The sequence below is a fragment of the Enterobacter sp. RCC_40 genome (assembly GCF_041360735.1).
In the GTDB taxonomy this organism is placed as follows: Bacteria; Pseudomonadota; Gammaproteobacteria; order Enterobacterales; family Enterobacteriaceae; genus Enterobacter; species Enterobacter ludwigii.
In genome coordinates, this window is sequence record NZ_JBFUPR010000002.1 from 292,540 (window position 1) to 315,199 (window position 22,660).

The window sequence follows — 22,660 nt, forward strand, 5'->3', positions numbered from 1 at the left end:
TGGCAAGGCAGAGCCATCCTAGTTGTGGTGAATATCCTGATGGCGTCGCCAAACGATGGCCATGCATGCCGGATAGAAGCATCGGTCACCACCCCAACTATGAGCCACTTGAATCCGCTGGTGGGCTTGATAATGGGAATTCCCTAAAGAGGTCAATCAACTTGGTACCTCCGGAGTGGATTAGGCAACTGATATGCTCAGCAGGCGAATAAGAAAATAGGAGTTAAGCAGGGATGCCTACTACACTCAGTGTTACCGATTTCCTGTGGAGCAACATGATGCTTGAGGGACGGTTGGAAACCATGCACTGCGGAACGCCTTGCTTTGCAGTGTATGGTAAGGAAGGGTTCATAAACGACCTTATAGATTACATCAGGAGCAGTTCTAAGTTGCCGACTGAAATCCGCATTATTGGCGGGCTGGATGTGATGGGGCGAATGAAAATCACCATTACAGGTAAGATCATAGATGAATTGTCCCTAGAAGATTTTCAGTTAATGATTTTAAATAACTGCACCAGCAGCGATTAGCTATTCTCAACCGCCTTCGGGCGGTTTTTTTGCTATCACCATGATATCCAACTTGCTGGTGGGATTGAGAGGTACGCGCGCATAAAAAATGCCCCAGGTGCGGGGCAATTATGAGTTGTATCTTTTGTTATGTTTTTTGTGCTTCTTGCTCTAAGGCTGTGGAACCTTAACATCTTGTTCAAATAATGCAAATTAAATGCTCGTTTAAATGTAAAATAAAGCTCGCCTGCTGGTGGGCTTGATAATGGTTTTACTAATAAGATGTAAAAAAGCTCCCGTAAGGGGGCTAGAGGATTATCAGTATCACTTGCTCTGAAATATTACTTCGAGCAATAGACACGTGCTTCACGAGGGGTATAGATGCCGAAGGTGACAAATCCCAGCAGTCCGTTTACAAAAGTCTGCTGAACCTCAGTACGAACAACTTTATCAGCACCACCGCAAACCTGAGCAGCATCAATTTGCTTGGATTGACCAATGCCGCTGACGAAGAAATGATGTGTCGTGACTTGCTGAGGAGCGAATGTCGTCGCTTTGTTTACTGAGAATGATTGTTGAGCACAGCCAGAAACAGCTGCGGTAACCAGAGCTACCATAATTAACTTTTTCATAAATGACCTTATTGTTTGTTTGATTCGCAAAAATAATGGCATGTATCATTAAGTTATACATATCAGACCAGTAGTTTAGCTTAGTTTTGTGTTACTTCCCAAGTGATTAACTATCAACATCATCCATTGCTGGCGTCAGCTCATCCATTATCGCGAATGAGATGATTAATAAACTCCCAGAGGAAAATTATGCAGGTCACTATTGATGGTGTCCCGTTTGTGCCTGCCTGCGCTTCAGCGTCACGGATTGGCATTGCAATTAGTACCCACAACCGGCCAGACGTTTTAAAGCGCGCATTCGAACAGCACATGCAGCATCTGCCAGTCGGGGCGCTGGTGGTGGTTATCGACGACGGCTCTAAACCTGCCGCAGTAGTGCCTGACGGCGTGCAGCTGCTTCGCCATGAAACATCCCTCGGCATTGTTGCCTCAAAGAATGCCAGCTTAACTGCTCTGATGGATGCCTGGTGCGAGCATCTTTTTTTATGGGATGACGATGCTTATCCCATCGCCGATAACTGGCACCTTCCTTACATCGAATCACCCGAGCCTCATCTGGCTTATCAGTTTCTCGATCTGGCTGGCCGCAATAAGCTGAATGACCTTTCGGTCCTTTACCGGGACGATAAGCATGTTGCATACACCGGGCAGCGCGGCGTGATGCTGTATTACCACCGTAGCGCCATCGAGAAGGTGGGCGGATATGATCCGGTATACGGTCGCGGTATGTATGAACACAGCGACCTTGCCCTGCGCATCCATAACGCCGGAATGACTACGTGGGCTTACGCTGATGTGGCCGGTTCAGAAAAGCTGATTCATTCTCTCGATGAGCATGAGTCCGTGGAGCGTTCGGTACCGAAACCAGACCGACAGGCGCTGGTGGAACGTAACGTGAAGATCCACAACGAACGGCGCGATACCGGGCATACCGGTTACGTTGAATACCGCCAGCAGCGTGACGTAGTTATCACAACGCTGCTCACCAGTCAGCCAGACCCTCAGCGCGGTACCAAACTGACGGCCTCGCCTGACATGCTGGCTAAATGGGCCGCATCACTCCGGCAATGTGGACGTATCGCGCTGGTGGATGAACTGCAGACCGTCCCGGCAGATGTTGAACTTCACCGCGTCCCTGACGTGCAGATGAATGTCTATTTCCGGCGCTGGCTGCATATCTGGCAGCACCTGCGCGATCACCCTGAATACCGGTTCGTTTGGTGTACAGATGGTACCGATGTCGAAATGCTCCGCGCACCGTGGGAAGAAATGCAACCAGGAAAGGTTTATGTCGGATCTGAACCTAAGACATACGCGGACACCTGGGCAAAGCAGAATCATCCTGAGCGAATCTATCAGGAGTTCATCGAAGCGCACCGCAACGATGTGATGCTTAACGCTGGTCTGCTGGGTGGCACCCGCGCTGATGTAATGGCGTTCGCTCACGGCATCATCCGTCTTTACTACCGGATCGAGAGCTATCGTTTCTGGAAGAAAGAACAGGCTGGCGCCGCGGTGGGCGACATGCTGGCGTTCGGCATTGTTGCGAAGTCATTCGCTGACAGGCTGATCACCGGCCCTATGGTTCACACGGTATTCAAAACTGAGGGCATCGGCACAGAGTGCGCCTGGTGGAAACATAAATAAGTGAGGATAGTTATGATGCAAAACAAAGATATTGATGTATCTAAAAAAAATGAACATCCGCAAAAAGCGGTCCAGGATCGGACCGCTTGCATGCAAATCTCTAAAGATGAGATTTTAATCAAAATTAACAGTGTTAATTTTGTCCGTCTGTTAAGGTTTTAATCATAAGTCCAATTTGAGCTAATACATTTTGTGTTGCTGCCTGACCTTCATTCTGAACGTATACACGGTCAATATTGGTTAAAAGTTTCTCAGCAAACCCTGGCATCTCGTCATTTAATGTTCTTGCCAAGACTGCGTAAGCAGCTTGCATAGAATATATGGCGGTTTCGTTATCGGGCAGAGGCATTGTGGTGGAAATTAATTCTTCAAACCTGTAAGTCATTTCATTCCCTTAAAAAGAGGTAATCAGCCATCCCTCTTCATTGAGTGCGCCAGTGTCCCACCACTGACGGGCTGAATGCTTACCTTAACCAGGGTTAATGCAAAGTAACACCCTGATATTCAAACAGTAGCCGCCATCGTGCGGCTTTTTTTATGGAGATTTGCTGGTGGCTGAAAACATAAAGTTTGTGGTGGTCGGTCATCACGCCAGACGGCAGCAGGCTGAGGCGCTGGCCTCGGCTTTAGGCGCACATTTGCTGATTGATGACGGTAACCACGGAGCTAACTGGAATCATCGCCGTGCGCTTGAATGGGCAGCCAGTCAACCATGCCGGGTAGTGGTGCTGGAAGACGACGCGTTGCCGGTAATCGGATTCAACGAAAAGGTTACTGACTGGCTGACGCGCTTCCCTGACGACATGCTGAGCTTTTATCTCGGTACCGGCCGGCCGCCACAGTATCAGAAAGAGATAGCCGGAATGCTGGTGGAAGCAGACAGAGTAAACGCTGATTACCTTGTTCTGAGCAAACTGATTCACGGCGTATGTTACAGCCCTCCTCGGGGCAGACTGGTGCGCATGCTTAACGCATGGAATAAAACGCTGGCAGCTGATTACGCCGTCGGTGAGGCGTTCGGTGGTCGGGTGATTTATCCGTGTTACTCGCTGGTGGATCACGCCGACATGCAGACGGTCGAGCGTCACCCTGACAACGAGCCGAGGACGGAACGCCGCCGCGCATGGAGACTGGCATGAACAAAGAGCCCCGCATATATGGCAGCCGATGGGATAAGGCCCGTTTGCGTTTCCTGCAGCAGCATCCGCTATGTGTGATGTGCGAGCAGCAGGGACGCATAACCCCGGCGACAGTGGTTGACCATATCGAACCTCACAAACTTAAAGATGCGCTTAAGTCAGGTAACCCTCTGGCCATATCGAAGGCACAGCTCCTGTTCTGGAATAAAGAGAACTGGCAGCCACTGTGCAAAGCACATCATGACTCAACGAAACAGAGAATGGAGAAGCGCGGTGCTGTAATAGGGTGTGATGCCAACGGCTACCCACTCGATCCTGCGTCTCACTGGAGTACGTAATGAAAGACCTCATTATTGAATACCGCGACGGTAAGTTTGTTCAGCTGACAATTGATGGCATAGAGATGAAGCGCGTAACGTCTATCCAGTTCTCCCATACCGTAGGCGAGAACGTACCGACACTGACCGTCTCAGGGCATGCATTGCCCGAGTACGGGAAATGCGCTCACAAGCTCGAACAGGTAGACAAACATTCGGCATAGCGCGGCGGCAAGTCGATTACCTATCATGTGAAATCATTTCAAATGCAATGATTTGAAATGAGAATTAATCGCATCAGGGCAGGGGGGGGGGATCAAATCTTCAAAACCTTTGCCCCAAATGACCGCCGCCAAAGTTTGATTTTAACGCTAACCCGATTTTTTTAGTTTTAAGGTGTTGACATATGGCAGATAAACGAACCCGTTCCGACAGTTCGGCGGCAGCGGTTCAGGCCATGAAAAATGCAGCAGTGGACACCATCGATCCTCCGTCCCATGCAGGTTTGGAAAAAAAAGCCGAACCATTCTGGCATGACAATATCAGATCGAAAGCTCTGGACAGCTGGACGCCAGCCGACCTTCTGGCCGCCGTAGAACTGGCAAATAATCAGCTCTATATCACCGTTTTACGCAAGGATTTACGCAAAGAAGAGCGCATTCGCGGAGAAGGGCGAGACGAAGGGATAATCAAAGACCTTCGCAAGCAGATTGTTGAGCTGCAGCGAACTATCCTGGCTCAGCGCCGTGACCTGCAGATCCATTCCCACGCAACCAACGGTGAAAGCCGCGACCAGAAAAAACGCAATCAGAATGATCGTGATGCACGAAATACGAAAAATACGCATCAGGACCAGGACGATAACCTGATCGCCTTTCCCAAGCACGGATAAAAGACTATGACGCGAGGTGAGCGTGTAATAGCGTTCATTGAGCGCTTTTGCATCGTGCCTGAAGGCAAGCTTATCGGCCAGCCAATGCGGTTGGACCCCTTCCAGAAAGAATTCATCCTGGATCTTTACGACAATCCAGCCGGAACTGATATGGCGATCCTTAGTCTTGCCCGAAAAAACGGCAAGACAGGTTTAATTGCCGGAATCCTGCTGGCTCACCTGGTGGGGCCAGAAGCAGTGCAGAACACGCAGATAGTCAGCGGTGCACTCAGTCGGGAACAGGCTGCCATCGTTTTTAACCTCGCGGTGAAGATGGTTAACCTGAACCCCAAACTGCAGGAGATTGTGCACATTACGCCAAGCGGCAAAAAGCTGATTGGTTTGCCCTGTAACGTTGAATACAAGGCCTTATCCGCTGAAGGTAAAACCACGCACGGTCTCTCACCGATTCTGGCGATTCTTGATGAAACAGGGCAGGTAAGGGGGCCGCAGGATGATTTTATCGATGCAATAACTACCGCTCAGGGGGCGCACGAAAACCCGCTGCTGATTGTTATCAGCACCCAGGCGGCAAACGATGCTGACCTGCTGAGTATCTGGATTGATGATGCTGTCAGATCGAAAGATCCGCATATCGTCTGCCACGTTTACGAAGCGCCAAAAGACGCCGATATCAGCAAACGTGAAACCTGGCTGGCCGCGAACCCGGCGCTTGGAACATTCAGGTCAGAAAAAGACATGGCGCGCCAGGCTGAGAAAGCTGGCCGAATGCCAAGCTTCGAAAACACCTTCCGCAACCTCAACCTCAATCAGCGCGTGTCAACCGTATCGCCGTTTATCTCCCGCAGCGTTTGGGAGCTGTGCGGGGAGATGCCTGTTAACACTCCGAGGAAGTGGTATGCGGGGCTGGATCTGTCAGCCAGGAACGACTTAACGGCACTGGTTATCGCTGGTGAAGCAGATGATGGTGTTTGGGATGTTTTCCCCTTCTTCTGGACACCGCAAAAAACTCTTGAAGAGAGAACCAAAACGGACCGCGCGCCCTATGACGTTTGGGTGAGAGAGGGGCTGCTGCGCACCACGCCAGGTGCCTCGGTAGATTACTCATTCGTCGTTGCGGATATCGCTGAAATTATCGGTGATTTCGACCTTACCTCGATGGCTTTCGACCGCTGGCGCATTGACCAGTTCAGGAAAGATGCAGATGCCATTGGCCTGAACCTCCCGCTGGTCGAGTTCGGTCAGGGCTTTAAGGATATGGGGCCAGCTGTAGACACGCTGGAGTCTCTGATGCTTAACGGGCGCGTCAGGCATGGCATGCACCCCGTATTAACGATGTGCGCCGTGAATGCGGTCGTGGTGAAAGATGCTGCTGGCAACCGCAAGCTCGACAAATCCAAAGCAACGGGCCGTATTGATGGCATGGTCGCAATGACAATGTCCGTTGGTGCTGCTAATGGGGAAGTTACCGAACAGGGTGGTGACTTCGATGACTTCATTTTCCGACCGCTGAGCATGTGATGGAAGAACCTAAATACACGATTGACCTGCGCACCAATAACGGCTGGTGGGCAAGGCTGCAGTCCTGGTTTGTCGGCGGGCGTTTAGTCACCCCAAATCAGGGCTCACAAACGGGTCCCGTTTCGGCCCACGGACACTTGGGCGATTCATCCATTAACGATGAACGGATACTGCAAATTTCGACGGTGTGGCGCTGCGTGAGCCTGATTTCAACGCTCACGGCATGCTTACCGCTTGATGTTTTCGAAACCGACCAGAGTGACAACCGTAAAAAAGTGGGTTTGAGCAATCCGCTGGCGCGACTGCTGCGCTACTCACCGAATCAGTACATGACTGCCCAGGAATTCAGGGAGGCCATGACGATGCAGCTCTGTTTCTATGGTAACGCTTATGCGTTGGTGGACCGAAACAGCGCGGGTGACGTGATCAGCCTTCTCCCGCTTCAGTCTGCCAACATGGATGTGAAACTCGTCGGTAAAAAAGTGGTTTATCGCTATCAACGCGACAGCGAATACGCCGACTTTTCGCAGAAAGAGATTTTTCACCTTAAAGGCTTCGGTTTTACCGGGCTGGTCGGACTGTCACCCATCGCTTTTGCCTGTAAATCGGCAGGCGTGGCGGTGGCGATGGAGGATCAGCAACGAGATTTCTTTGCCAATGGCGCTAAGTCTCCGCAAATTCTCTCCACCGGCGAAAAAGTGCTGACTGAACAGCAGCGCTCGCAGGTCGAAGAGAACTTCAAAGAGATCGCCGGCGGCCCGGTAAAAAAACGCCTCTGGATTCTGGAAGCGGGCTTTTCCACATCGGCAATTGGCGTAACGCCACAGGATGCCGAAATGATGGCGTCCCGAAAATTCCAGGTTAGTGAGCTGGCGCGGTTCTTTGGCGTACCGCCTCACCTTGTCGGCGATGTCGAGAAGTCAACGAGCTGGGGATCGGGTATCGAGCAGCAGAATCTCGGCTTCCTGCAGTACACGCTGCAGCCCTATATCTCCCGGTGGGAAAACAGCATTCAGCGATGGCTGATCCCATCGAAAGACGTTGGCCGACTACATGCTGAGCACAATCTTGATGGTCTCCTGAGGGGCGATTCTGCCTCCCGTGCCGCGTTCATGAAGGCAATGGGAGAGTCCGGCCTGCGTACCATCAACGAAATGCGCCGAACAGACAACATGCCGCCATTACCTGGTGGCGATGTAGCGATGCGACAGGCGCAGTATGTGCCGATTACCGACTTAGGAACCAACAAAGAGCCCCGAAATAACGGGGCTTAATTTTTATGGGGGCCGTGATGCCTGAAATCGTAAAAACGCTGTCCTTCGACGAGACAGAAATCAAATTCACCGGTGACGGGAAGCAGGGGATTTTCGAAGGATATGCCTCTGTTTTTAATAACACCGATTCCGATGGCGACATCATTCTGCCCGGGGCGTTCAAAAACGCACTGGCGAACCAGACCCGCAAAGTGGCGATGTTTTTCAACCACAAGACGTGGGAGCTGCCGGTTGGTAAATGGGACAGTCTGGCCGAAGACGAAAAAGGGCTCTACGTTCGCGGTCAACTTACGCCAGGGCACAGCGGTGCCACCGACCTGAAAGCGGCAATGCAGCACGGTACGGTTGAGGGTATGTCGGTTGGCTTTTCGGTTACCAAAGACGATTACACCATCATCCCTACCGGTCGCATTTTTAAGAATATCCTGGCCCTGCGCGAAATCAGCGTCTGCACCTTCCCGGCTAACGAACAGGCTGGCATTGCAGCCATGAAAAGCGTGGATGGCATTGAAACAATCCGTGATGTGGAGAACTGGCTGAGGGATTCAGTCGGCCTCACCAAATCACAGGCAGTTGGGTTAATAGCCCGGTTTAAGTCAGCGATTCGGAGCGAGTCCGAGGGCGACGGAAACGAAGCACAAATCAACGCTCTGCTTCAGAGCATCAAATCTTTCCCTTCTAATTTAGGTAATTAATTATGTCTGAACTCGCTCTCATTCAAAAAGCTATCGAAGAATCCCAGCAGAAAATGTCCCAGCTTTTCGATGCGCAGAAAGCAGAAATCGAAAGCACCGGTCAGGTTTCTAAACAACTGCAGTCCGACCTTGCGAAAGTACAGGAAGAGCTGACCAAATCCGGTACCCGCCTCTTCGATCTCGAGCAGAAACTGGCCTCCGGTGCCGAAAATCCGGGTGAGAAGAAATCCTTCTCCGAACGCGCAGCGGAAGAGCTGCAGAAGTCCTGGAACGGCAGCAAAGGCAGCTTCGACGCGAAAACCTTTAACAAGTCGCTGGGTAGTGATTCTGATTCTGCAGGCAGCCTGATCCAGCCTATGCAGGTTCCAGGCATCATCATGCCGGGCCTGCGCCGTCTGACCATTCGTGATCTGCTGGCGCAGGGCCGCATTTCCAGTAACTCCCTGGAATACGTCCGTGAAGAGGTGTTTACCAATAACGCCGATGTGGTGGCCGAGAAAGCGCTGAAACCTGAATCGGATATTACCTTCAGCAAGCAGACCGCGAACGTGAAGACTATCGCCCACTGGGTGCAGGCGTCACGTCAGGTTATGGAAGATGCGCCAATGCTGCAGTCATACGTCAACAACCGCCTCATGTATGGTCTGGCGCTGAAGGAAGAAGGCCAGCTGCTGAACGGCGACGGTACCGGGGATAACCTGGAAGGTCTGAATAAAGTGGCAACAGCCTATGACACCTCGCTGAATGCCACCGGCGACACCCGCGCTGACATTATCGCTCACGCTATTTACCAGGTGACAGAGTCTGAGTTTAGCGCTTCCGGTATCGTCCTGAACCCGCGCGACTGGCACAACATCGCGCTGCTGAAAGACAACGAAGGCCGCTATATCTTCGGTGGTCCTCAGGCGTTTACCAGCAACATCATGTGGGGTTTGCCAGTTGTTCCGACTAAGGCGCAGGCCGCCGGCACCTTTACGGTGGGCGGTTTTGATATGGCCTCACAGGTGTGGGATCGCATGGATGCCACCGTGGAAGTCAGCCGTGAAGACCGCGACAACTTCGTGAAAAACATGCTGACCATCCTGTGCGAAGAACGCCTGGCGCTGGCGCACTATCGCCCGACGGCAATCATCAAGGGCGCTTTCTCTTCTGGCTCATGATGGAGGGGGCGGGGTGACCCGCCCTTTTAACGTATGGCGATAGATGTTCTGGATGTAATTGGCCTCCGCCTGTTCAAGCAGCAGATTGAGTTTGAGGAAGACGACAGGGACGAGCTGATCACCCTGTACGCTCAGGCCGCTTTTGACTACTGCATACGCTGGTGCGATGAACCAGCATGGAAGGTTGCAGCTGATATTCCTGCAGCCGTTAAGGGCGCCGTTCTCCTTGTCTTTGCTGACATGTTTGAACACCGCACCGCACAAAGCGAAGTACAGCTTTATGAGAACGCTGCAGCCGAACGCATGATGTTAATTCATCGCAACTGGCGCGGTAAATCTGAATCTGAGGAGGGCTCCTGATGGAACCTGGACGATTCAGGCACAGGGTAAAAATTCTCACATTCACGACTTCGCGCGATCCATCTGGTCAGTTGGTTGAATCGTGGAGTGGTGGTAACCCGGTCCCGGCTGAGGTGAAGGGGATCAGCGGCAGAGAGCAGATGTCTGGTGGCGCGGAAACGGCGCAGGCAACCATTCGCGTCTGGATGCGCTTCAGGGCTGAGCTGAACGCCTCTTCTCGTCTGGAAGTGCTCAGCGGCCCGTATAAAGGCCAGGTGCTAAATATCATCGGTCCTCCTGTAGCAAATACGACCGGCACTCGCCTGGAAATTCTTTGCAAAACGGGAGCTGAAAAATGATTGAGACAAGCCTCGATTTTTCCGGGTTGAATGACATCGCAAAGGATCTGGAGGCGCTTAGCCGCGCCGAAAACAACAAGGTTCTGCGTGATGCCACGCGCGCAGGCGCTGAAGTGCTTAAGGAAGAAGTGATCGCACGCGCACCAGTGCGCACCGGGAAACTGAAAAAAAACGTGGTGGTGGTGACCCAAAAAAGCCGCCGCCGCGGGGAAATTTCTTCCGGCGTCCATATTCGTGGTGTTAACCCGCGCACCGGGAACAGCGATAACACGATGAAGGCGAGTAACCCGAGAAACGCCTTTTACTGGCGATTCGTTGAAATGGGAACCGTTAACATGCCACCGCACCCTTTCATTCGTCCCGCGTTCGATGTTCGCCAGGAGCAGGCCACAGAGGTTGCGATCAGGCGTATGAACCAGGCCATAGACGAGGCATTAAGCAAATGACGGAAGACGATCTCTATCCTCTGCTGGAACCGCTGGCCGGAGGACAGGTTTATCCCTACGTTGCGCCGCTCGGCAGTGACGGGAAGCCTTCAGTCTCTACGCCCTGGGTAATTTTCTCGATTATTACCGACGTGGCCGCAGACGTTCTTTGCGGTCAGGCTGAATCTGCCGTTTCTGTGCAGGTTGATGTCTATTCCAGCACCATCATTGAAGCGCGCACGATCAGGAATATGGCGCTTGATGCTCTGCAGGTGCTGAAGCCGGAAAGCATTGTGAAAACGCCGGGCTATGAGCCTGATCTGCGCTATCACCGGGCAACGCTCGAATTTCAGGTAACCGTTTAACCTTACCCACCATAACAGACCGCTCCGGCGGTCTTTTTTTAACTGGAGAAACCATGACCAGTAAGTATGAAGTCACAAAGGGGATGACCTTTGCCGTCTCCGACGCACCCGTAACCGCCGATGATTTTAACGCCTCAGGCTTCCCGGGGGCTGGCATTACCTGGCTGGAAGCTGCCTGTGCAACAAAGGAGATCACCTTCACCGGCGGGCAGAAAGGGGATATCGACGTAACCACGCTTTGCTCAACTGAACAAGAGCAAACCAACGGCCTCGCCGCACCTGCTGAAATGAGCATTACCCGTAACTGGGTTGGCGATGAAGCAGCGCAGGAGGCACTGCAGACCGCTTACGAAAATGACGAACTGCGTGCGCTGCGTGTGGTATTCCCGTCTGGCAACGGTTTCTACGTGCTGGTGGAAGTACGCCAGAGCTCATGGTCTGCCGCAACCTCTTCCGTTGTTGGCGCTACCTATTCTCTGCGTGTACGCGGCAAACCTAAACGCATCTACGCGTCTGGTTCCTGAGCGGCTTCGGCCGCTTTTTTTATCCCTCCGACCATGTAACAAGAGAAAAATGAAATGGCGCAAAAAACATCACAGAATTCATTACGCAACGTGGCGCTTACAGCATCGAAAGCCTATCGCACCAAAGAAGGTATCACTGTCCCTGAATGGGATGGCGCAAGGGTAACGCTGCGTGAACCCTCTGGCGATGCCTGGGTGAAATTCCGGGAGATCGTTAATCCCCAGCTCGCCGAGGGCGAAGAAGCACCGACGCTGACGGAGGCGGAAAAGTTTCTGCGTAACAAAAAGGCAGATGTGGTTCTGTTTATTGACGTTCTGCTGGATGAAAACGGCGAGCGCGTATTCAGCGACGAGGATCAAGATCTGGTATCTAAAATTTATGGTCCCGTACACTCCCGCCTGCTGGCTCAGGCCCTCAACCTCGGCATGAGTCAGGAAGAAGCGGGAAAGCCGTAAAGCAGCCGCTGACCTTCTTCCTGATGTCGCTCGCGCTCCGAATGGGGCGCACTCTCCACGAACTGCGCCAGACTATTACCGCCAGTGAGCTAAAAATGTGGATCGAGTTCGACCGCATTAGCCCTGTGGGAGACTGGCGCGCCGATGCACAGGCGGCGCAGATCTCAGTTGCAATGCTGAACTCTCAGGGCGGGAAGTTCACTATCCCTGATGTGATGCTGAAATGGGGTGAGCAGGAAGGGGGCGCAGAAGTCTCAGAACTCGAAAAATGGATATCCGGTCTTTGACGCCCGCGGCTGCGGGCTTTTTTATGGGTGAAATATGGCAACGCTGCGCGAGCTAATCATCAAAATTTCGGCGAACTCTTCTTCTTTCCAGTCTGAGATCGCCAGAGCGTCCCGCATGGGAACCGATTACTACCGCACCATGGAGCAGGGCGGAAAAAAAGCTGCAGCGGCCACGCGTGAAACTCAGCGGTCTTTGGCTGACCTGAATTCTCAGCTTGCAACCGTGAGATCTTCTGCTGCCGGGCTTGCCGGTGCGTGGGCTGGTGCATTTGCAACGCATCAGCTGATTCAGTTTGCCGATACATGGAACCAGTTGAATGGACGTCTTCGCCTGGCGTCCTCGTCCAGTGAGGATTACGTGCAATCCCAGCGCGTGCTGATGGAGATCAGCCAGCGCACCGGAACATCACTCGAAGCAAACAGCAACCTTTACAGTCGTATTGCTCAGTCACTGCGTGATGCCGGTTACGCTTCCGCTGACGTCGCAAAAGTTACGGAAACCGTTGCAACCTCACTGAAGCTTTCTGGTGCCAGCACCGAAGAGGCGAGCTCTGTTATCACCCAGCTTAGCCAGGCGCTTGGCTCAGGCGTTTTACGAGGTGAAGAATTTAACTCCATCATGGAGAACGGCGGCCGCCTGGCTAAACTGCTGGCTGATGGGCTGGGTACCACTGTCGGTGGCCTGCGTAACATGGCCAACAACGGCGAGCTGACGACCAACAAGATCGTCCCATTACTGACCAACGTCGAGATCCTCCGTAAAGAGTTCGACACCCTTCCTGCATCCATCAGCGGATCTGCACAGAAAGTGCAAAACGCCTTTCTCGCATGGGTTGGCGGGGCGAACGATGCCGTCGGCGCATCATCAACGCTTTCCGGCGTGCTGGATGGTCTGGCGAATAACATCGATGATGTGGCAAACACCGCAGGCATTCTGGTTGGTGTAGGCCTGGCACGTTATTTCGGCAATATGGTTGGCAGCGTCGCGCAGTCAACCCGGGCAGTGCTCGCTAATACGGCCGCAGAGGTTGCGCTGGCGCAGGCTCAGGTTCGCGGCGCTCAGGTTAGCGTTGCTGCTGGCCGTCAGGCTGTTTACCGCGCTCAACAGGCGCGCGCAGCGGCGACGAGTATTGAGGCTCAGATTGTCGCTGAGCGTAATCTTGCTGCAGCTCAGGCATCACTGAATACGGCGCTTGCAGGCAGGTCCTCTGCAGTTAACAACCTCACCAACACAGCCTCGGTAATGTCCCGACTGGGTAGTGGGGTGCTGGGTATTCTCGGAGGATGGCCGGGAGTGATTATCGGTGCTGGCGCTGCGATGTATGGCCTTTATCAGCATACCCAGCAGGTGCACCGTGAGGCGGTAGGTTTTGCCAACAACCTTGACGAGATCAACACCAAGCTCCAGCAGATGTCGGTGCTTGGCCTACGTTCGACCGCAGCCGACGCCCGCACATCTTTACAGGCGCAAAAACAGGACCTGGCTGACCTTGATTCTCAGATCGCGAAGGTGAAAGACAGCCTCAAGGCGGTTGACCAAATCCAGCAGGACTACAACCGCCATCCGACGCTGACCCTGATTAACACCTTCATGGACCAGGCTGACATCACGGCCAAAAACATTGAGCTGACAGATAAGCTGAACCAGCTGGAGTACCAGCGCGAGCAGGCAGCCTCAAAAGTCGAGCAAACGCAGAAGCTGGTAAACAATGCCAGTGACCTGGCTACGCAAAAGGCTATCGAGCAGGCTGGTGCCGTCTCAATCCTGAAAGGTGCGTATGACCTGCTTAACCGCTCAATGTCAGCGACCGCTGGCGCGAAGCCTCCGCAGTATGCCGGGCCCGTCGTTTCACTGGCGAACGCAACGCCTCAACAGCAAACCGCACTGGAGCGCTCACGCCGCGATAATGAACTGGCCAGCCTGAGCGGTTTAGAGAAACTCCATCAGCAGCACGTGTATGAAGCAGAAGACCTGAAGCTGACGGGGGCGCTTTATACCCAGTACATCTACAACAAGGATCAGGCCGCCAAAAAGGATGCGGCAGCAGCTGAGGCCAAAAAGACCTCCACAGCTGCTTCGAATGCGCAGAGTAAAGCCGAGCGTGAAGCGGCCAGTACCGCTGAACAGTATTCCCGTAAGATGGCCGATCTGAGCGTGGCTATTGATGTGCAGCGTGTGCGTGCAACGGAGGGAGAAAAAGCCTCCGATCTTCATGCAGCGTCACATCAGGCAGGCACTAAATGGACAGACGAGCAGCGCAGGGCTATTCAGGCATCGTCTACAGAACTGGCAAAGTGGACCCAAAAGGCTGATGAGAACGTGCGCAAGCAGCGCGAACAGGCTGATGCCCTGAAGGATTTAACTGAAGCGACCAGGAAGTTCAGGGACGAGGCGACGCTGACAACCGAAACCAGAGGAATGAGTGATCGCCAGCGCAGCCGGTTCGATGAAACGCAGCAGATTGACCGTGTTTTTGCCAAAACTGACGGTGGTACCGAAGCCATCGCACAGCGTGCGGCGGCTCTCGATGCACTGGACAAAAAATATAAAGCAATCGCTGCTTCTGAAGCTGACTGGACTGCTGGCGCTGAGAAAGGATTTAAAAACTGGTTTGACACCGCTTCTGATTATTCCTCGCAGACAGCAGACCTTGTGAACAATTCAATGACAGGTCTTATCGGTAATATTTCCGATGCTTTATCGGGTAATAAAGTTGACTGGGAGGATTGGTCGAAATCGGTACTGGCTTCTATGCAAAAAATTATACTCAACGCAATGTTAGTCAATTCGTTGAAGTCTGCTGGGGGCGGCGGCCTGTTTGGTTCTCTTGGTAGTCTTTTTGGTGGGGGAGATGCAACCTCTGTCGGAAGCACACCATCAGGCGCATATACTGGCGCGGCAAGCGGACTGAAATTTGCCAAAGGTGGCGTCTTTGATTCCCCAAATCTTAGCCATTTCAGCAATTCGATCATTTCCGGCCCGACGATGTTCAAATTTGCCAAAGGCGATGGATTGATGGGTGAAGCTGGCCCCGAGGCTGTGATGCCACTAACCAGGACACCAAATGGCACTCTTGGCGTCAGGATGGTCGGTACTACAGCTGCTGGTGGTGGTAGTGAAATCCATATCACCCAGCATATCAATGTTTCTGGTAACGGTGACGCCGCGCTTAATCGTGCCATGCAGGAGGCTGCTGCAAAAGGGGCCGCAGATGGTGCGAAAAAGGCGCGCCAGGACATGCTGAGTGATTTTCAGACCAACGGACAGGCCAGGAGGATGCTTGGCGTTTAACTAAGGAGTGACTATGGCTGTGCTTGAATGGCCTGCAGATGTATGTCCGGCGTCGCTGACGTGGCGGCCGGAAAGTAATACCAAAACCTTTCGCTCCCCGTTTAATGGTGCATCACAGACAGTTCGTTTCCCCGGCACCCGCTGGATCTGTTCCCTGACATTTAGCAACCTTACAGACGATAAATCCAGACGCATCGATGCGCTGGTGGCCTCGCTCGATGGTGAGTATGGCAGGGTGAAAATTCACGACTGGGGCCGGGTGGGTAGAACGCCTGCCGGAAATCCGGTGGTGCAGGACGCAAACCAGACTGGAACACAGCTCAGCAGTAAAGGCTGGACGCCAGACAAGCTCGTGCTGCGCACCGGGGATTACCTTACTGTGAACGACGAGCTGAAGATGGTAACAGCTGACGTGACCAGTACATCAACCGGTACTGCAATCATCCCTATTGCGCCAATGCTACGTACCTCGCCGCCGGTTAACGGAAAAATTGAGGTAGGGAAACCCTACGGCATTTTTAAGCTGAAGGATAACCAGCAGGGCGCGGGTAATCGCGTCCCGGGTATCTTTACCAGCTACACACTGGAGTTTGAGGAGACTTTTTAATGCTGTATTCCCCTTTTTCAGATTCGATGATCACCTGGCTCTCGCGCGACAGGGTTACTGCGGTGCTGGCGGCAAATGTCCAGTTTGAGTCCGGGACCGCTTACGTCCATTCCGGCACCGGCACGCTGGTGCTCGGTGGATATGTCTATTACGGCATGGGAACGCTGGGGGCCATCGATGATGTGAATGAAACTAACACGACCAGCCCGACACAGCTCAGGATGACACTTTCCGGGCTGGATATGTCCCTTTTCGCTAAAACGCTCAACGAACGCTGCGTGGGCAAACCTGCAGAACTCTATCTGGTGGCGATGGATGATAACGGGGTTGTGCAGGTTGCAGACCTGATTTTTAAGGGGCGTATTTCCGGTACCGGGGCGACATCGGGCGAAACCAACGCCCTGCAGTACACCGTCAGTAATATTTTTGAAGACTGGCAGCGACCGTTCCCGGACCGCTATACCGACGAATCCCACCAGGCAGCCCAGCCGGGTGACCGAATATTTCGCTACGTCGCTCAAATGGCAGAGCGTTCAATTTACTGGGGCAGCAAAAAAGATGCGCCAGGGTTTACCTATTCGTGAGGAAGCATGAAGCATCCAGACTGGCATAACAGATTAATCGCCGTAATAAGGGCCGCTGAAAAGCGGCCTTTTTTATGGGGCGAACATGACTGCTGCCTGTTTGCAGCTGACTGTGCCGAAGCGATGACCGGCGATAATTTTGCCAACGGCTGGCGCGGTACGTATGACAGCGAAACGGGCGCGAAAAAGGCGCTGCTGCGTGGTGGTGGCTCTCTTGAGAACGTGCTGGCGAAGTACCTCGACGAGGTGCCTGTGAAGATGGCCCAGCGCGGGGATATTGCTGTTGTTGAAAACAGCGGTACCCGCTGTGCCGGGGTGATTTATGGCGGAGCTGTGTGGGTGCCGGGAGAAGCAGGCCTGGTCTGCCTCAGGATTAAACCACTGAGTACATGGAGGGTTCGCTGATGCCTGCAGCTATTCCTATCATTGCGACTGTTGCCGCTGGCGCAGCTGCAGCTAATGGTGCTTATGCCATCGCAATGGCTATCACCATAGCTGCGCAGGTTGCAACACAAATGCTGACGAAAAAGCCTTCACTCGGTGCCTATCGTGATACATCAGAGAGGAAGCAGGTTCTGCGCGCCGCTGCCAGCCCCAAAACGGTGATTTACGGAAGAACTGTATCAGCCGGTACGCTGTTTTTTTCGGAAGAACAGCCAGGTAACCAGACCGATGGGGAATGGCTTCACCTTGCCATCACTCTGGCTGGACATCCGCTTTCCGGCGTAGGGACCATTTACCTCGGTGATGATGATATTGGCTCATACCCTGATAACGCGACCTGGGAAGTGCATAACGACCGTCAGACCGCCGATCCCTTTATGCTGAAAAACTGCCCGTCATGGAAAACTGACATGATTGGCAAGGGAATTTCGTGGCTTCGTGTGTCCCTGAAGTTTAACGCTGAGAAATTTCCTTCCGGCATCCCAAACATCAAAGTGGAGAAAACGGGGCGCAAAGTCTATGACCCGCGCACCGGCCGCACGGAATACAGCAATAACCTCGCGCTTTGCGTGCTGGATTACTACCGCAATTATTTGAAAGTTCCTGACGCTGATCTGAACTGGGATCAGTTTCAGGAAGCCGCCAACATTTGTGACGAGACGGTAACGAATGGCGACGGTACCACGGAAAAACGTTACACCCTCAACGGTGAATTCGATCTCAGTGAAAACAAGTCCAGCATTCTTGAAGCGATGCTGGCTGCGGGTGCAGCTGAACCAACATACATCGCCGGTAAGCACGGAATTCTGGTTGGCGCGTATTACGGTCCGGCGACAGAAGTGATCACTGAAAGCCAGTTGGCCGGCAATATCGAAATGATGCCGGAAGTGTCTCAGTCTGAACGCGTTAACACCATTAACGGCACGTTTATCGATCCAAAACAGACGTATGCTGAAGCTGATTTCCCGGCGGTATCCGTCAGTGAATGGGTTACCGAAGATGGCGTTGAGATTTCACAGGACCTGAAGCTTCGCTTTGTGACCAGTGAGTTTCAGGCACAGCGACTGGCAGACATCAAGCTGAAGCGCACCCGAATTTCCCGCACGATGAATCTCACGCTGAACCTGAGTGGCTACCGCTACCGTCCAGGTATGTACGTTAAGGTAAACTTTCCGTCGCTCGGTATCGTTAATGTCGAAATGCGCGTTACTGACTGGAAATTCGGCGTACAGAACGGCGTGCAGATCACTCTGAAGCAGGAGACTGCTGACGTCTGGGGGGATGCGATTGGAAAACCGATTGAGCGCCCACCGTTTACGCAGTTGCCCCCGGGAGGCGTGGCGCAGCCGCAGAATCTGAAATACACCGTCGAGGAAATTGGGCAGGTGGTTCAGGGCGTGCTGTCCTGGCAGAACATTGGTCAGTTTGTTTATAACAAGGTGGTGATCCGCAAGGCTGGCCAGATGGTGTTATCTGCTCAGGTACCGGGTTCATTCACCCGCCTGACAGGACTTGTCCAGGCTACCTACACGGCTCATGTCACCGCGGTAAATCAGATGGGCGCGGAGTCGCCGGAGGCATATCTTGAATTCAGCATTCAGGCACCGCCTCCGCCGTCCAGAGTTGATATTGAACAGAGCTATTTTGCCATTACGCTTTACCCGCGCCTCGCTGCAATGACAAACGTATCAACCCAGTTTGACTTCTGGACGTCAGGAGAGACCAGGCTGCCGAATACCAGCACGCCAACGGTAGAAGGTGGGGCCACGCGCGCCGGTGTCGGTACCACCTGGAGCAGCCACGGGCTGAAGAACGGTCACACCTATTACTGGTATGTTCGCACAATAAACGCCTTCGGTACGTCTGCGTTTGTCGAAGTGGCCGCGCTGTGCCAGACAGATACATCGGATCTGATAGATGTCATTGACGAAGCTGTCAGAAATTCCGATGCCATGAAAAACGTCGAGAAGGGCGTTGATACCAACCTTGAAGGCATTCTGCAGAACGCGCTGGCAAACAAAGGCACTGTGGATCGCCAGTTCCAGCAACTGGGTGAAGTTAACGCTGAAATCCTGACTGTCAGAACAACAATCGCCACAGTAGACCAGGCGCTTGCGCAGCTGACGACCAGCGTTAAGTCTCAGTTTGATGGCGTTAATTCACAAATACTTCAGCAGCAGACGGCCATCAGCAATAACACGCAGGCAATCGCATCTCTTGATACGTATGTGCAGTCTCAGGTTGGTGATCTGACAGCAGCGGTAAATCAGAAGATGAACGCGGAGGTGACAAGCAACGGTTCTGCGAAGGCGTCCTATACGCTGAATCTGGGTATTGTCCGAAACGGGGTTAAATACAATACCGGATTTGGGATGTCCATTGAACCTTCCGGAGGCAGTTACAAGTCAACCGTAGTATTCGCTGCGGATCAATTCGGTATCTACTCAGGAAGCGATCCGGGAAATTATCAGGCAGCGTTCTTTGTCTTTAACGGGCAGGTCTTTATCCGTGACGCGATGATCCAGGATGGCAGTATCACGAACGCGAAGATCGGCAGTTACATCCGCTCGACAAATTTTGCCGCCGGTGTGCGTGGCTGGAACATCGACAAAAACGGCGATTGTGAATTCCACGGAAAGCTTTATGCCGACAGCGGTAACTTTGCTTTCAACGGGACCAATAACACGGTCGTTATCAACAATAACGGTATTACCGTCAATATCCCCGGCGGTGGCCGTATCGTCGTTGGCTCATGGTGATTTATGCCTTCAGGACTTTTAATCGATCTGAACGATGGCGGTAAGCCGATGGAGATCACCGCCGGATTACGCTGCCCCACTTATGGCGGGGCGATTTCCGGCGGTATCGGGAAAGTTAATACCGCGACGGTCGAGGGTTACGTTTCGGGTTCGAATGTTATTTTCATTCCCACCCAGACGGTAATCAGCGACGAGGGGATATTCAAACTGGACAGCGTCAGTATTTCCGGCGCGAACGTCACGCAAAACTGGAGCGGAAATTCAAACCCCGGATTACCCAATCCACAGCGCGTGGCGTTCTCCGGCACGCTGTGGCAGATACTGCCGGTGAGCCAGAATTCTAACGTTGGCCTGCTCGTTCAGAACAGCACCGACTTTACGGCGATTACAACGGCGTCGAGGGTCGGGTATTGCATTTATAAAGCCAGGGTAACCGTCGGTACGTCAGGCTGGGTCACTCCGACCATTGCAGGATTCGATCGCAGCAAATATCTGGTCTGCTGTAAGTGGAACAGCCCCTACACGCTGGACTATGACGGAAACCGGCTGCTGTTTCTTAACGACGGATCAAACACGGAAGATCAGCCCATGAGTGGCACTGTTGATGTGGTCATATTCGCAGGTGGCGTTTCACCGGTGGCCGCGAATCCCGGATTCAATATCTATAACGCGGCAGGCCAGTGCACGTTCTCAACGGCGAGAAGGCCATTTGTTTATCTTGGCGTAAATTTTGTGCCATCCACAACAGCACAGACCGTCCCCGGTGGCGGATATGTTCCGGTTGGCCGCTTTGGTCTCAGGGTGCCCAGCTACGGCGGTGGTCGCATTTACCACTATCACTATGGCCTGGTTATGCAGAACGGCACACTGAGGGCAGGGAGGGGGCTGTATGTCGGCTGGTCTGACAGGCAGCTCGCGAACGCCGGGGTTACGCCGATCTCGTTACCCGTAATCCCCGATATGTACGTCTGAACCTTTACAGTCTTAACACCAACCTCGCTCCGGCGGGGTTTTTTATTGCCTCAAAGGAGCATCTATGTCCGCAGGAACACTGACACTGACCAATAACTCAGCAGCAGTCACCGGCAGTGGCACTGCCTTTACCACCGAGCTGGTCGCTGGCGATTTTATTGTTGTAACCGTGGGCGGTATTCCCTACACGCTCGCCATCAAAACCCTGAACAGTAATATCTCCCTGACGCTGGTCAGCAACTTTACCGGACCCACTCAGGCAGGAGCGGCATGGTATGCCGTACCGCGCGTGGCAATGAACCTGGTAACTGCGGCTCTCGTGGCCCAGAGCGCGGAAGCCCTGCGTGGTCTCAATTACGACAAACAAAACTGGCAGAGCATTTTCAGCGGTACAGGAAACGTTACGGTGACCCTGCCAGACGGCAGCAGCTTCACGGGTCCCGCCTGGAACAGCTTTACATCGGAACTCAACAATAAAGCAAATACATCAGATCTTGGGACGGCAGCAAGTAAAGACGCTGGTTTAGCCAATGGGAACGTTATCCAGGTAGGCGGATTTGGTATTGGCGCTGATGCCTCTTTAGCTGCTCAGTTGGTAAGCCTTGCTGATGGTTATCGTGCAGGAATTTATCGTATGCGTGGTGATGGCACCAGTAGTCCTACTGTCGGGGTTCCATCAGGAAGTGGAAATGCCATTATTGGTATGATGTCTGTGCCGGTATATTCAAATGCAGGGTTTGGGTTTGCTTTTAACCAGAACAATATTTGGACTGGGACTTTTGATCCTGCAAACCCTGCTGCAGTGACATGGAAAAAATGGTGGGGTGAAGCAAACACTACGGTCGACACGAACGGTTTCATCAAGCGGGCCTCTCCGGTGGTTAAACTTTATGGCACGGGCCTGGTTGAATGTAATGAGGAGGCGGAGGGTGTAACCGCATCGAGAAAGGGTGAAGGGGTATATCGCGTAACTGGGAGCAGTGGCCTGAATCCTGAGGGATGGACAGTAGAGATCCCCCAGGATATCAACGGCAACTTTCTGTGCTTCGTAAACATCACTACCGCCGAAGATGGCGTGCTGACTGTTTCAGTTTTTCGTCGCCGCTTTGATGTAGAAACAGCGATGATTATTGCCGGTGCCCCGATGGATATTCCGGAAGGCCGATGGATTGATCTTCGCCTGGATATGCCAGAAGAAAGTATCTGGAATCGGCGCCAGAAAGAAGCGATAGATGTGGCATTGCAGGAGCCAGCTTCGTAAAGAAACCGCCGCCTGTCGTATGCAAGAACGGGCGGCGGCTGGTTGCTCAGTGTTCATGTCCGAGCTTCCGTGCAATAGTCTACGTGAACCGCTGGCTGGTGTCTCTTTTGTCAGTGTGCTTGGCTTTCCATTCAGAATAATCTGTAAGTAACCATCTCGAACTTCTGCCGAGCTTTATCGGGGCAGAGAATTCCCCGCTC

The 22,660-nt window shown here is 53.0% G+C and carries 26 protein-coding genes; 24 read left to right on the plus strand and 2 right to left on the minus strand.

The genetic code is table 11. From position 1 onward, the window contains the following. The first annotated feature begins 233 nt into the window (after positions 1 to 233). On the plus strand, positions 234 to 530 hold the full coding sequence (locus AB6731_RS09500) for a hypothetical protein (protein WP_371006259.1): 297 nt from the start codon (positions 234 to 236) through the stop codon (positions 528 to 530). Positions 531 to 850: 320 nt separating this feature from the next. Here AB6731_RS09500 and AB6731_RS09505 read toward each other — a convergent pair whose 3' ends face one another. After that, entirely contained in the window at positions 851 to 1,141 is a 291-nt protein-coding gene (locus tag AB6731_RS09505; RefSeq protein WP_371006260.1) for a Bor family protein, read from the minus strand. Positions 1,142 to 1,330: 189 nt separating this feature from the next. Here AB6731_RS09505 and AB6731_RS09510 point away from each other — a divergent pair, with 189 nt between their 5' ends. After that, the gene (locus tag AB6731_RS09510; RefSeq protein ID WP_371006261.1) at positions 1,331 to 2,788 is read left to right on the plus strand and encodes a glycosyltransferase family 2 protein; all 1,458 of its coding nucleotides are present in this window, start codon (positions 1,331 to 1,333) and stop codon (positions 2,786 to 2,788) included. Positions 2,789 to 2,921: 133 nt separating this feature from the next. Here AB6731_RS09510 and AB6731_RS09515 read toward each other — a convergent pair whose 3' ends face one another. Then, on the minus strand, positions 2,922 to 3,173 hold the full coding sequence (locus AB6731_RS09515; RefSeq protein ID WP_057992063.1) for a hypothetical protein: 252 nt from the start codon (positions 3,171 to 3,173) through the stop codon (positions 2,922 to 2,924). A gap of 166 nt (positions 3,174 to 3,339) precedes the next feature. Between AB6731_RS09515 and AB6731_RS09520 the strand changes: the two genes are divergently transcribed. From AB6731_RS09520 to AB6731_RS09625, 22 genes are all read left to right on the plus strand, one after another. Further along, positions 3,340 to 3,927, plus strand: coding sequence for a hypothetical protein (locus tag AB6731_RS09520; RefSeq protein WP_371006262.1), 588 nt, complete (start codon positions 3,340 to 3,342; stop codon positions 3,925 to 3,927). Further along, positions 3,924 to 4,265, plus strand: coding sequence for an HNH endonuclease signature motif containing protein (locus AB6731_RS09525; protein ID WP_060578663.1), 342 nt, complete (start codon positions 3,924 to 3,926; stop codon positions 4,263 to 4,265). The genes AB6731_RS09520 and AB6731_RS09525 overlap by 4 nt, the downstream gene beginning before the upstream one ends. Further along, positions 4,265 to 4,468: a hypothetical protein gene (locus tag AB6731_RS09530; RefSeq protein ID WP_371006263.1), complete on the plus strand. Its 204-nt coding sequence runs from the start codon at positions 4,265 to 4,267 to the stop codon at positions 4,466 to 4,468. Before AB6731_RS09525 ends, AB6731_RS09530 begins: the two co-directional genes overlap by 1 nt. 182 nt (positions 4,469 to 4,650) lie before the next feature. Further along, positions 4,651 to 5,136, plus strand: a complete 486-nt coding sequence (locus AB6731_RS09535; RefSeq protein ID WP_371006264.1) for a terminase — start codon at positions 4,651 to 4,653, stop codon at positions 5,134 to 5,136. Between the two features lie 6 nt (positions 5,137 to 5,142). Then, entirely contained in the window at positions 5,143 to 6,657 is a 1,515-nt protein-coding gene (locus tag AB6731_RS09540; protein WP_371006265.1) for a terminase large subunit, read from the plus strand. Further along, complete coding sequence (locus AB6731_RS09545; RefSeq protein WP_371006266.1) at positions 6,657 to 7,931, plus strand: phage portal protein; 1,275 nt, start codon at positions 6,657 to 6,659, stop codon at positions 7,929 to 7,931. Before AB6731_RS09540 ends, AB6731_RS09545 begins: the two co-directional genes overlap by 1 nt. Before the next feature lie 17 nt (positions 7,932 to 7,948). After that, a complete protein-coding gene (locus AB6731_RS09550) occupies positions 7,949 to 8,626 on the plus strand; it encodes an HK97 family phage prohead protease (protein ID WP_371006268.1) in 678 nt (225 codons plus the stop codon). Between the two features lie 2 nt (positions 8,627 to 8,628). Next, a complete protein-coding gene (locus AB6731_RS09555) occupies positions 8,629 to 9,786 on the plus strand; it encodes a phage major capsid protein (RefSeq protein WP_371006269.1) in 1,158 nt (385 codons plus the stop codon). 33 nt (positions 9,787 to 9,819) lie between these two features. Then, positions 9,820 to 10,146 (plus strand): head-tail connector protein, encoded by a 327-nt coding sequence (locus AB6731_RS09560; RefSeq protein WP_371006270.1) that lies wholly within the window; start codon positions 9,820 to 9,822, stop codon positions 10,144 to 10,146. Further along, entirely contained in the window at positions 10,146 to 10,484 is a 339-nt protein-coding gene (locus AB6731_RS09565) for a phage head closure protein (protein ID WP_371006272.1), read from the plus strand. Before AB6731_RS09560 ends, AB6731_RS09565 begins: the two co-directional genes overlap by 1 nt. Further along, positions 10,481 to 10,930, plus strand: a complete 450-nt coding sequence (locus AB6731_RS09570; RefSeq protein ID WP_049133287.1) for an HK97-gp10 family putative phage morphogenesis protein — start codon at positions 10,481 to 10,483, stop codon at positions 10,928 to 10,930. Before AB6731_RS09565 ends, AB6731_RS09570 begins: the two co-directional genes overlap by 4 nt. After that, positions 10,927 to 11,274 carry a hypothetical protein gene (locus tag AB6731_RS09575; protein WP_371006274.1) on the plus strand — a complete coding sequence of 116 codons (348 nt, stop codon included), beginning with the start codon at positions 10,927 to 10,929 and terminating at the stop codon, positions 11,272 to 11,274. The genes AB6731_RS09570 and AB6731_RS09575 overlap by 4 nt, the downstream gene beginning before the upstream one ends. 53 nt (positions 11,275 to 11,327) lie before the next feature. After that, a complete protein-coding gene (locus AB6731_RS09580) occupies positions 11,328 to 11,798 on the plus strand; it encodes a phage tail tube protein (protein WP_047345261.1) in 471 nt (156 codons plus the stop codon). Positions 11,799 to 11,852: 54 nt separating this feature from the next. Next, positions 11,853 to 12,254: a phage tail assembly chaperone gene (locus tag AB6731_RS09585; protein WP_086463388.1), complete on the plus strand. Its 402-nt coding sequence runs from the start codon at positions 11,853 to 11,855 to the stop codon at positions 12,252 to 12,254. A gap of 23 nt (positions 12,255 to 12,277) precedes the next feature. Next, complete coding sequence (locus AB6731_RS09590) at positions 12,278 to 12,541, plus strand: DUF4035 domain-containing protein (RefSeq protein ID WP_063214802.1); 264 nt, start codon at positions 12,278 to 12,280, stop codon at positions 12,539 to 12,541. Between the two features lie 34 nt (positions 12,542 to 12,575). Next, on the plus strand, positions 12,576 to 15,833 hold the full coding sequence (locus tag AB6731_RS09595; protein ID WP_371006276.1) for a phage tail tape measure protein: 3,258 nt from the start codon (positions 12,576 to 12,578) through the stop codon (positions 15,831 to 15,833). 13 nt (positions 15,834 to 15,846) lie between these two features. After that, positions 15,847 to 16,440 carry a hypothetical protein gene (locus AB6731_RS09600; RefSeq protein ID WP_371006277.1) on the plus strand — a complete coding sequence of 198 codons (594 nt, stop codon included), beginning with the start codon at positions 15,847 to 15,849 and terminating at the stop codon, positions 16,438 to 16,440. After that, positions 16,440 to 17,024 carry a hypothetical protein gene (locus tag AB6731_RS09605; protein ID WP_108647415.1) on the plus strand — a complete coding sequence of 195 codons (585 nt, stop codon included), beginning with the start codon at positions 16,440 to 16,442 and terminating at the stop codon, positions 17,022 to 17,024. Before AB6731_RS09600 ends, AB6731_RS09605 begins: the two co-directional genes overlap by 1 nt. Before the next feature lie 6 nt (positions 17,025 to 17,030). After that, positions 17,031 to 17,429 (plus strand): hypothetical protein, encoded by a 399-nt coding sequence (locus AB6731_RS09610; protein ID WP_371006278.1) that lies wholly within the window; start codon positions 17,031 to 17,033, stop codon positions 17,427 to 17,429. Then, a complete protein-coding gene (locus AB6731_RS09615) occupies positions 17,429 to 20,227 on the plus strand; it encodes a DUF1983 domain-containing protein (protein WP_371006279.1) in 2,799 nt (932 codons plus the stop codon). The genes AB6731_RS09610 and AB6731_RS09615 overlap by 1 nt, the downstream gene beginning before the upstream one ends. A gap of 3 nt (positions 20,228 to 20,230) precedes the next feature. Continuing rightward, entirely contained in the window at positions 20,231 to 21,199 is a 969-nt protein-coding gene (locus AB6731_RS09620; RefSeq protein ID WP_333184516.1) for a DUF6453 family protein, read from the plus strand. 64 nt (positions 21,200 to 21,263) lie between these two features. After that, positions 21,264 to 22,460: a phage tail protein gene (locus tag AB6731_RS09625; protein WP_371006280.1), complete on the plus strand. Its 1,197-nt coding sequence runs from the start codon at positions 21,264 to 21,266 to the stop codon at positions 22,458 to 22,460. The last annotated feature ends 200 nt before the right edge of the window (positions 22,461 to 22,660 follow it).

Coding starts and splice junctions, on each gene's coding strand:
- AB6731_RS09500 (WP_371006259.1), top strand. CDS start 234: ATGCCTACTACACTCAGTGTTACCGATTTCCTGTGGAGCAACATGATG.
- AB6731_RS09505 (WP_371006260.1), bottom strand. CDS start 1,141: ATGAAAAAGTTAATTATGGTAGCTCTGGTTACCGCAGCTGTTTCTGGC.
- AB6731_RS09510 (WP_371006261.1), top strand. CDS start 1,331: ATGCAGGTCACTATTGATGGTGTCCCGTTTGTGCCTGCCTGCGCTTCA.
- AB6731_RS09515 (WP_057992063.1), bottom strand. CDS start 3,173: ATGACTTACAGGTTTGAAGAATTAATTTCCACCACAATGCCTCTGCCC.
- AB6731_RS09525 (WP_060578663.1), top strand. CDS start 3,924: ATGAACAAAGAGCCCCGCATATATGGCAGCCGATGGGATAAGGCCCGT.
- AB6731_RS09530 (WP_371006263.1), top strand. CDS start 4,265: ATGAAAGACCTCATTATTGAATACCGCGACGGTAAGTTTGTTCAGCTG.
- AB6731_RS09535 (WP_371006264.1), top strand. CDS start 4,651: ATGGCAGATAAACGAACCCGTTCCGACAGTTCGGCGGCAGCGGTTCAG.
- AB6731_RS09540 (WP_371006265.1), top strand. CDS start 5,143: ATGACGCGAGGTGAGCGTGTAATAGCGTTCATTGAGCGCTTTTGCATC.
- AB6731_RS09545 (WP_371006266.1), top strand. CDS start 6,657: ATGGAAGAACCTAAATACACGATTGACCTGCGCACCAATAACGGCTGG.
- AB6731_RS09550 (WP_371006268.1), top strand. CDS start 7,949: ATGCCTGAAATCGTAAAAACGCTGTCCTTCGACGAGACAGAAATCAAA.
- AB6731_RS09555 (WP_371006269.1), top strand. CDS start 8,629: ATGTCTGAACTCGCTCTCATTCAAAAAGCTATCGAAGAATCCCAGCAG.
- AB6731_RS09560 (WP_371006270.1), top strand. CDS start 9,820: ATGGCGATAGATGTTCTGGATGTAATTGGCCTCCGCCTGTTCAAGCAG.
- AB6731_RS09565 (WP_371006272.1), top strand. CDS start 10,146: ATGGAACCTGGACGATTCAGGCACAGGGTAAAAATTCTCACATTCACG.
- AB6731_RS09570 (WP_049133287.1), top strand. CDS start 10,481: ATGATTGAGACAAGCCTCGATTTTTCCGGGTTGAATGACATCGCAAAG.
- AB6731_RS09575 (WP_371006274.1), top strand. CDS start 10,927: ATGACGGAAGACGATCTCTATCCTCTGCTGGAACCGCTGGCCGGAGGA.
- AB6731_RS09580 (WP_047345261.1), top strand. CDS start 11,328: ATGACCAGTAAGTATGAAGTCACAAAGGGGATGACCTTTGCCGTCTCC.
- AB6731_RS09585 (WP_086463388.1), top strand. CDS start 11,853: ATGGCGCAAAAAACATCACAGAATTCATTACGCAACGTGGCGCTTACA.
- AB6731_RS09590 (WP_063214802.1), top strand. CDS start 12,278: ATGTCGCTCGCGCTCCGAATGGGGCGCACTCTCCACGAACTGCGCCAG.
- AB6731_RS09595 (WP_371006276.1), top strand. CDS start 12,576: ATGGCAACGCTGCGCGAGCTAATCATCAAAATTTCGGCGAACTCTTCT.
- AB6731_RS09600 (WP_371006277.1), top strand. CDS start 15,847: ATGGCTGTGCTTGAATGGCCTGCAGATGTATGTCCGGCGTCGCTGACG.
- AB6731_RS09605 (WP_108647415.1), top strand. CDS start 16,440: ATGCTGTATTCCCCTTTTTCAGATTCGATGATCACCTGGCTCTCGCGC.
- AB6731_RS09610 (WP_371006278.1), top strand. CDS start 17,031: ATGAAGCATCCAGACTGGCATAACAGATTAATCGCCGTAATAAGGGCC.
- AB6731_RS09615 (WP_371006279.1), top strand. CDS start 17,429: ATGCCTGCAGCTATTCCTATCATTGCGACTGTTGCCGCTGGCGCAGCT.
- AB6731_RS09620 (WP_333184516.1), top strand. CDS start 20,231: ATGCCTTCAGGACTTTTAATCGATCTGAACGATGGCGGTAAGCCGATG.
- AB6731_RS09625 (WP_371006280.1), top strand. CDS start 21,264: ATGTCCGCAGGAACACTGACACTGACCAATAACTCAGCAGCAGTCACC.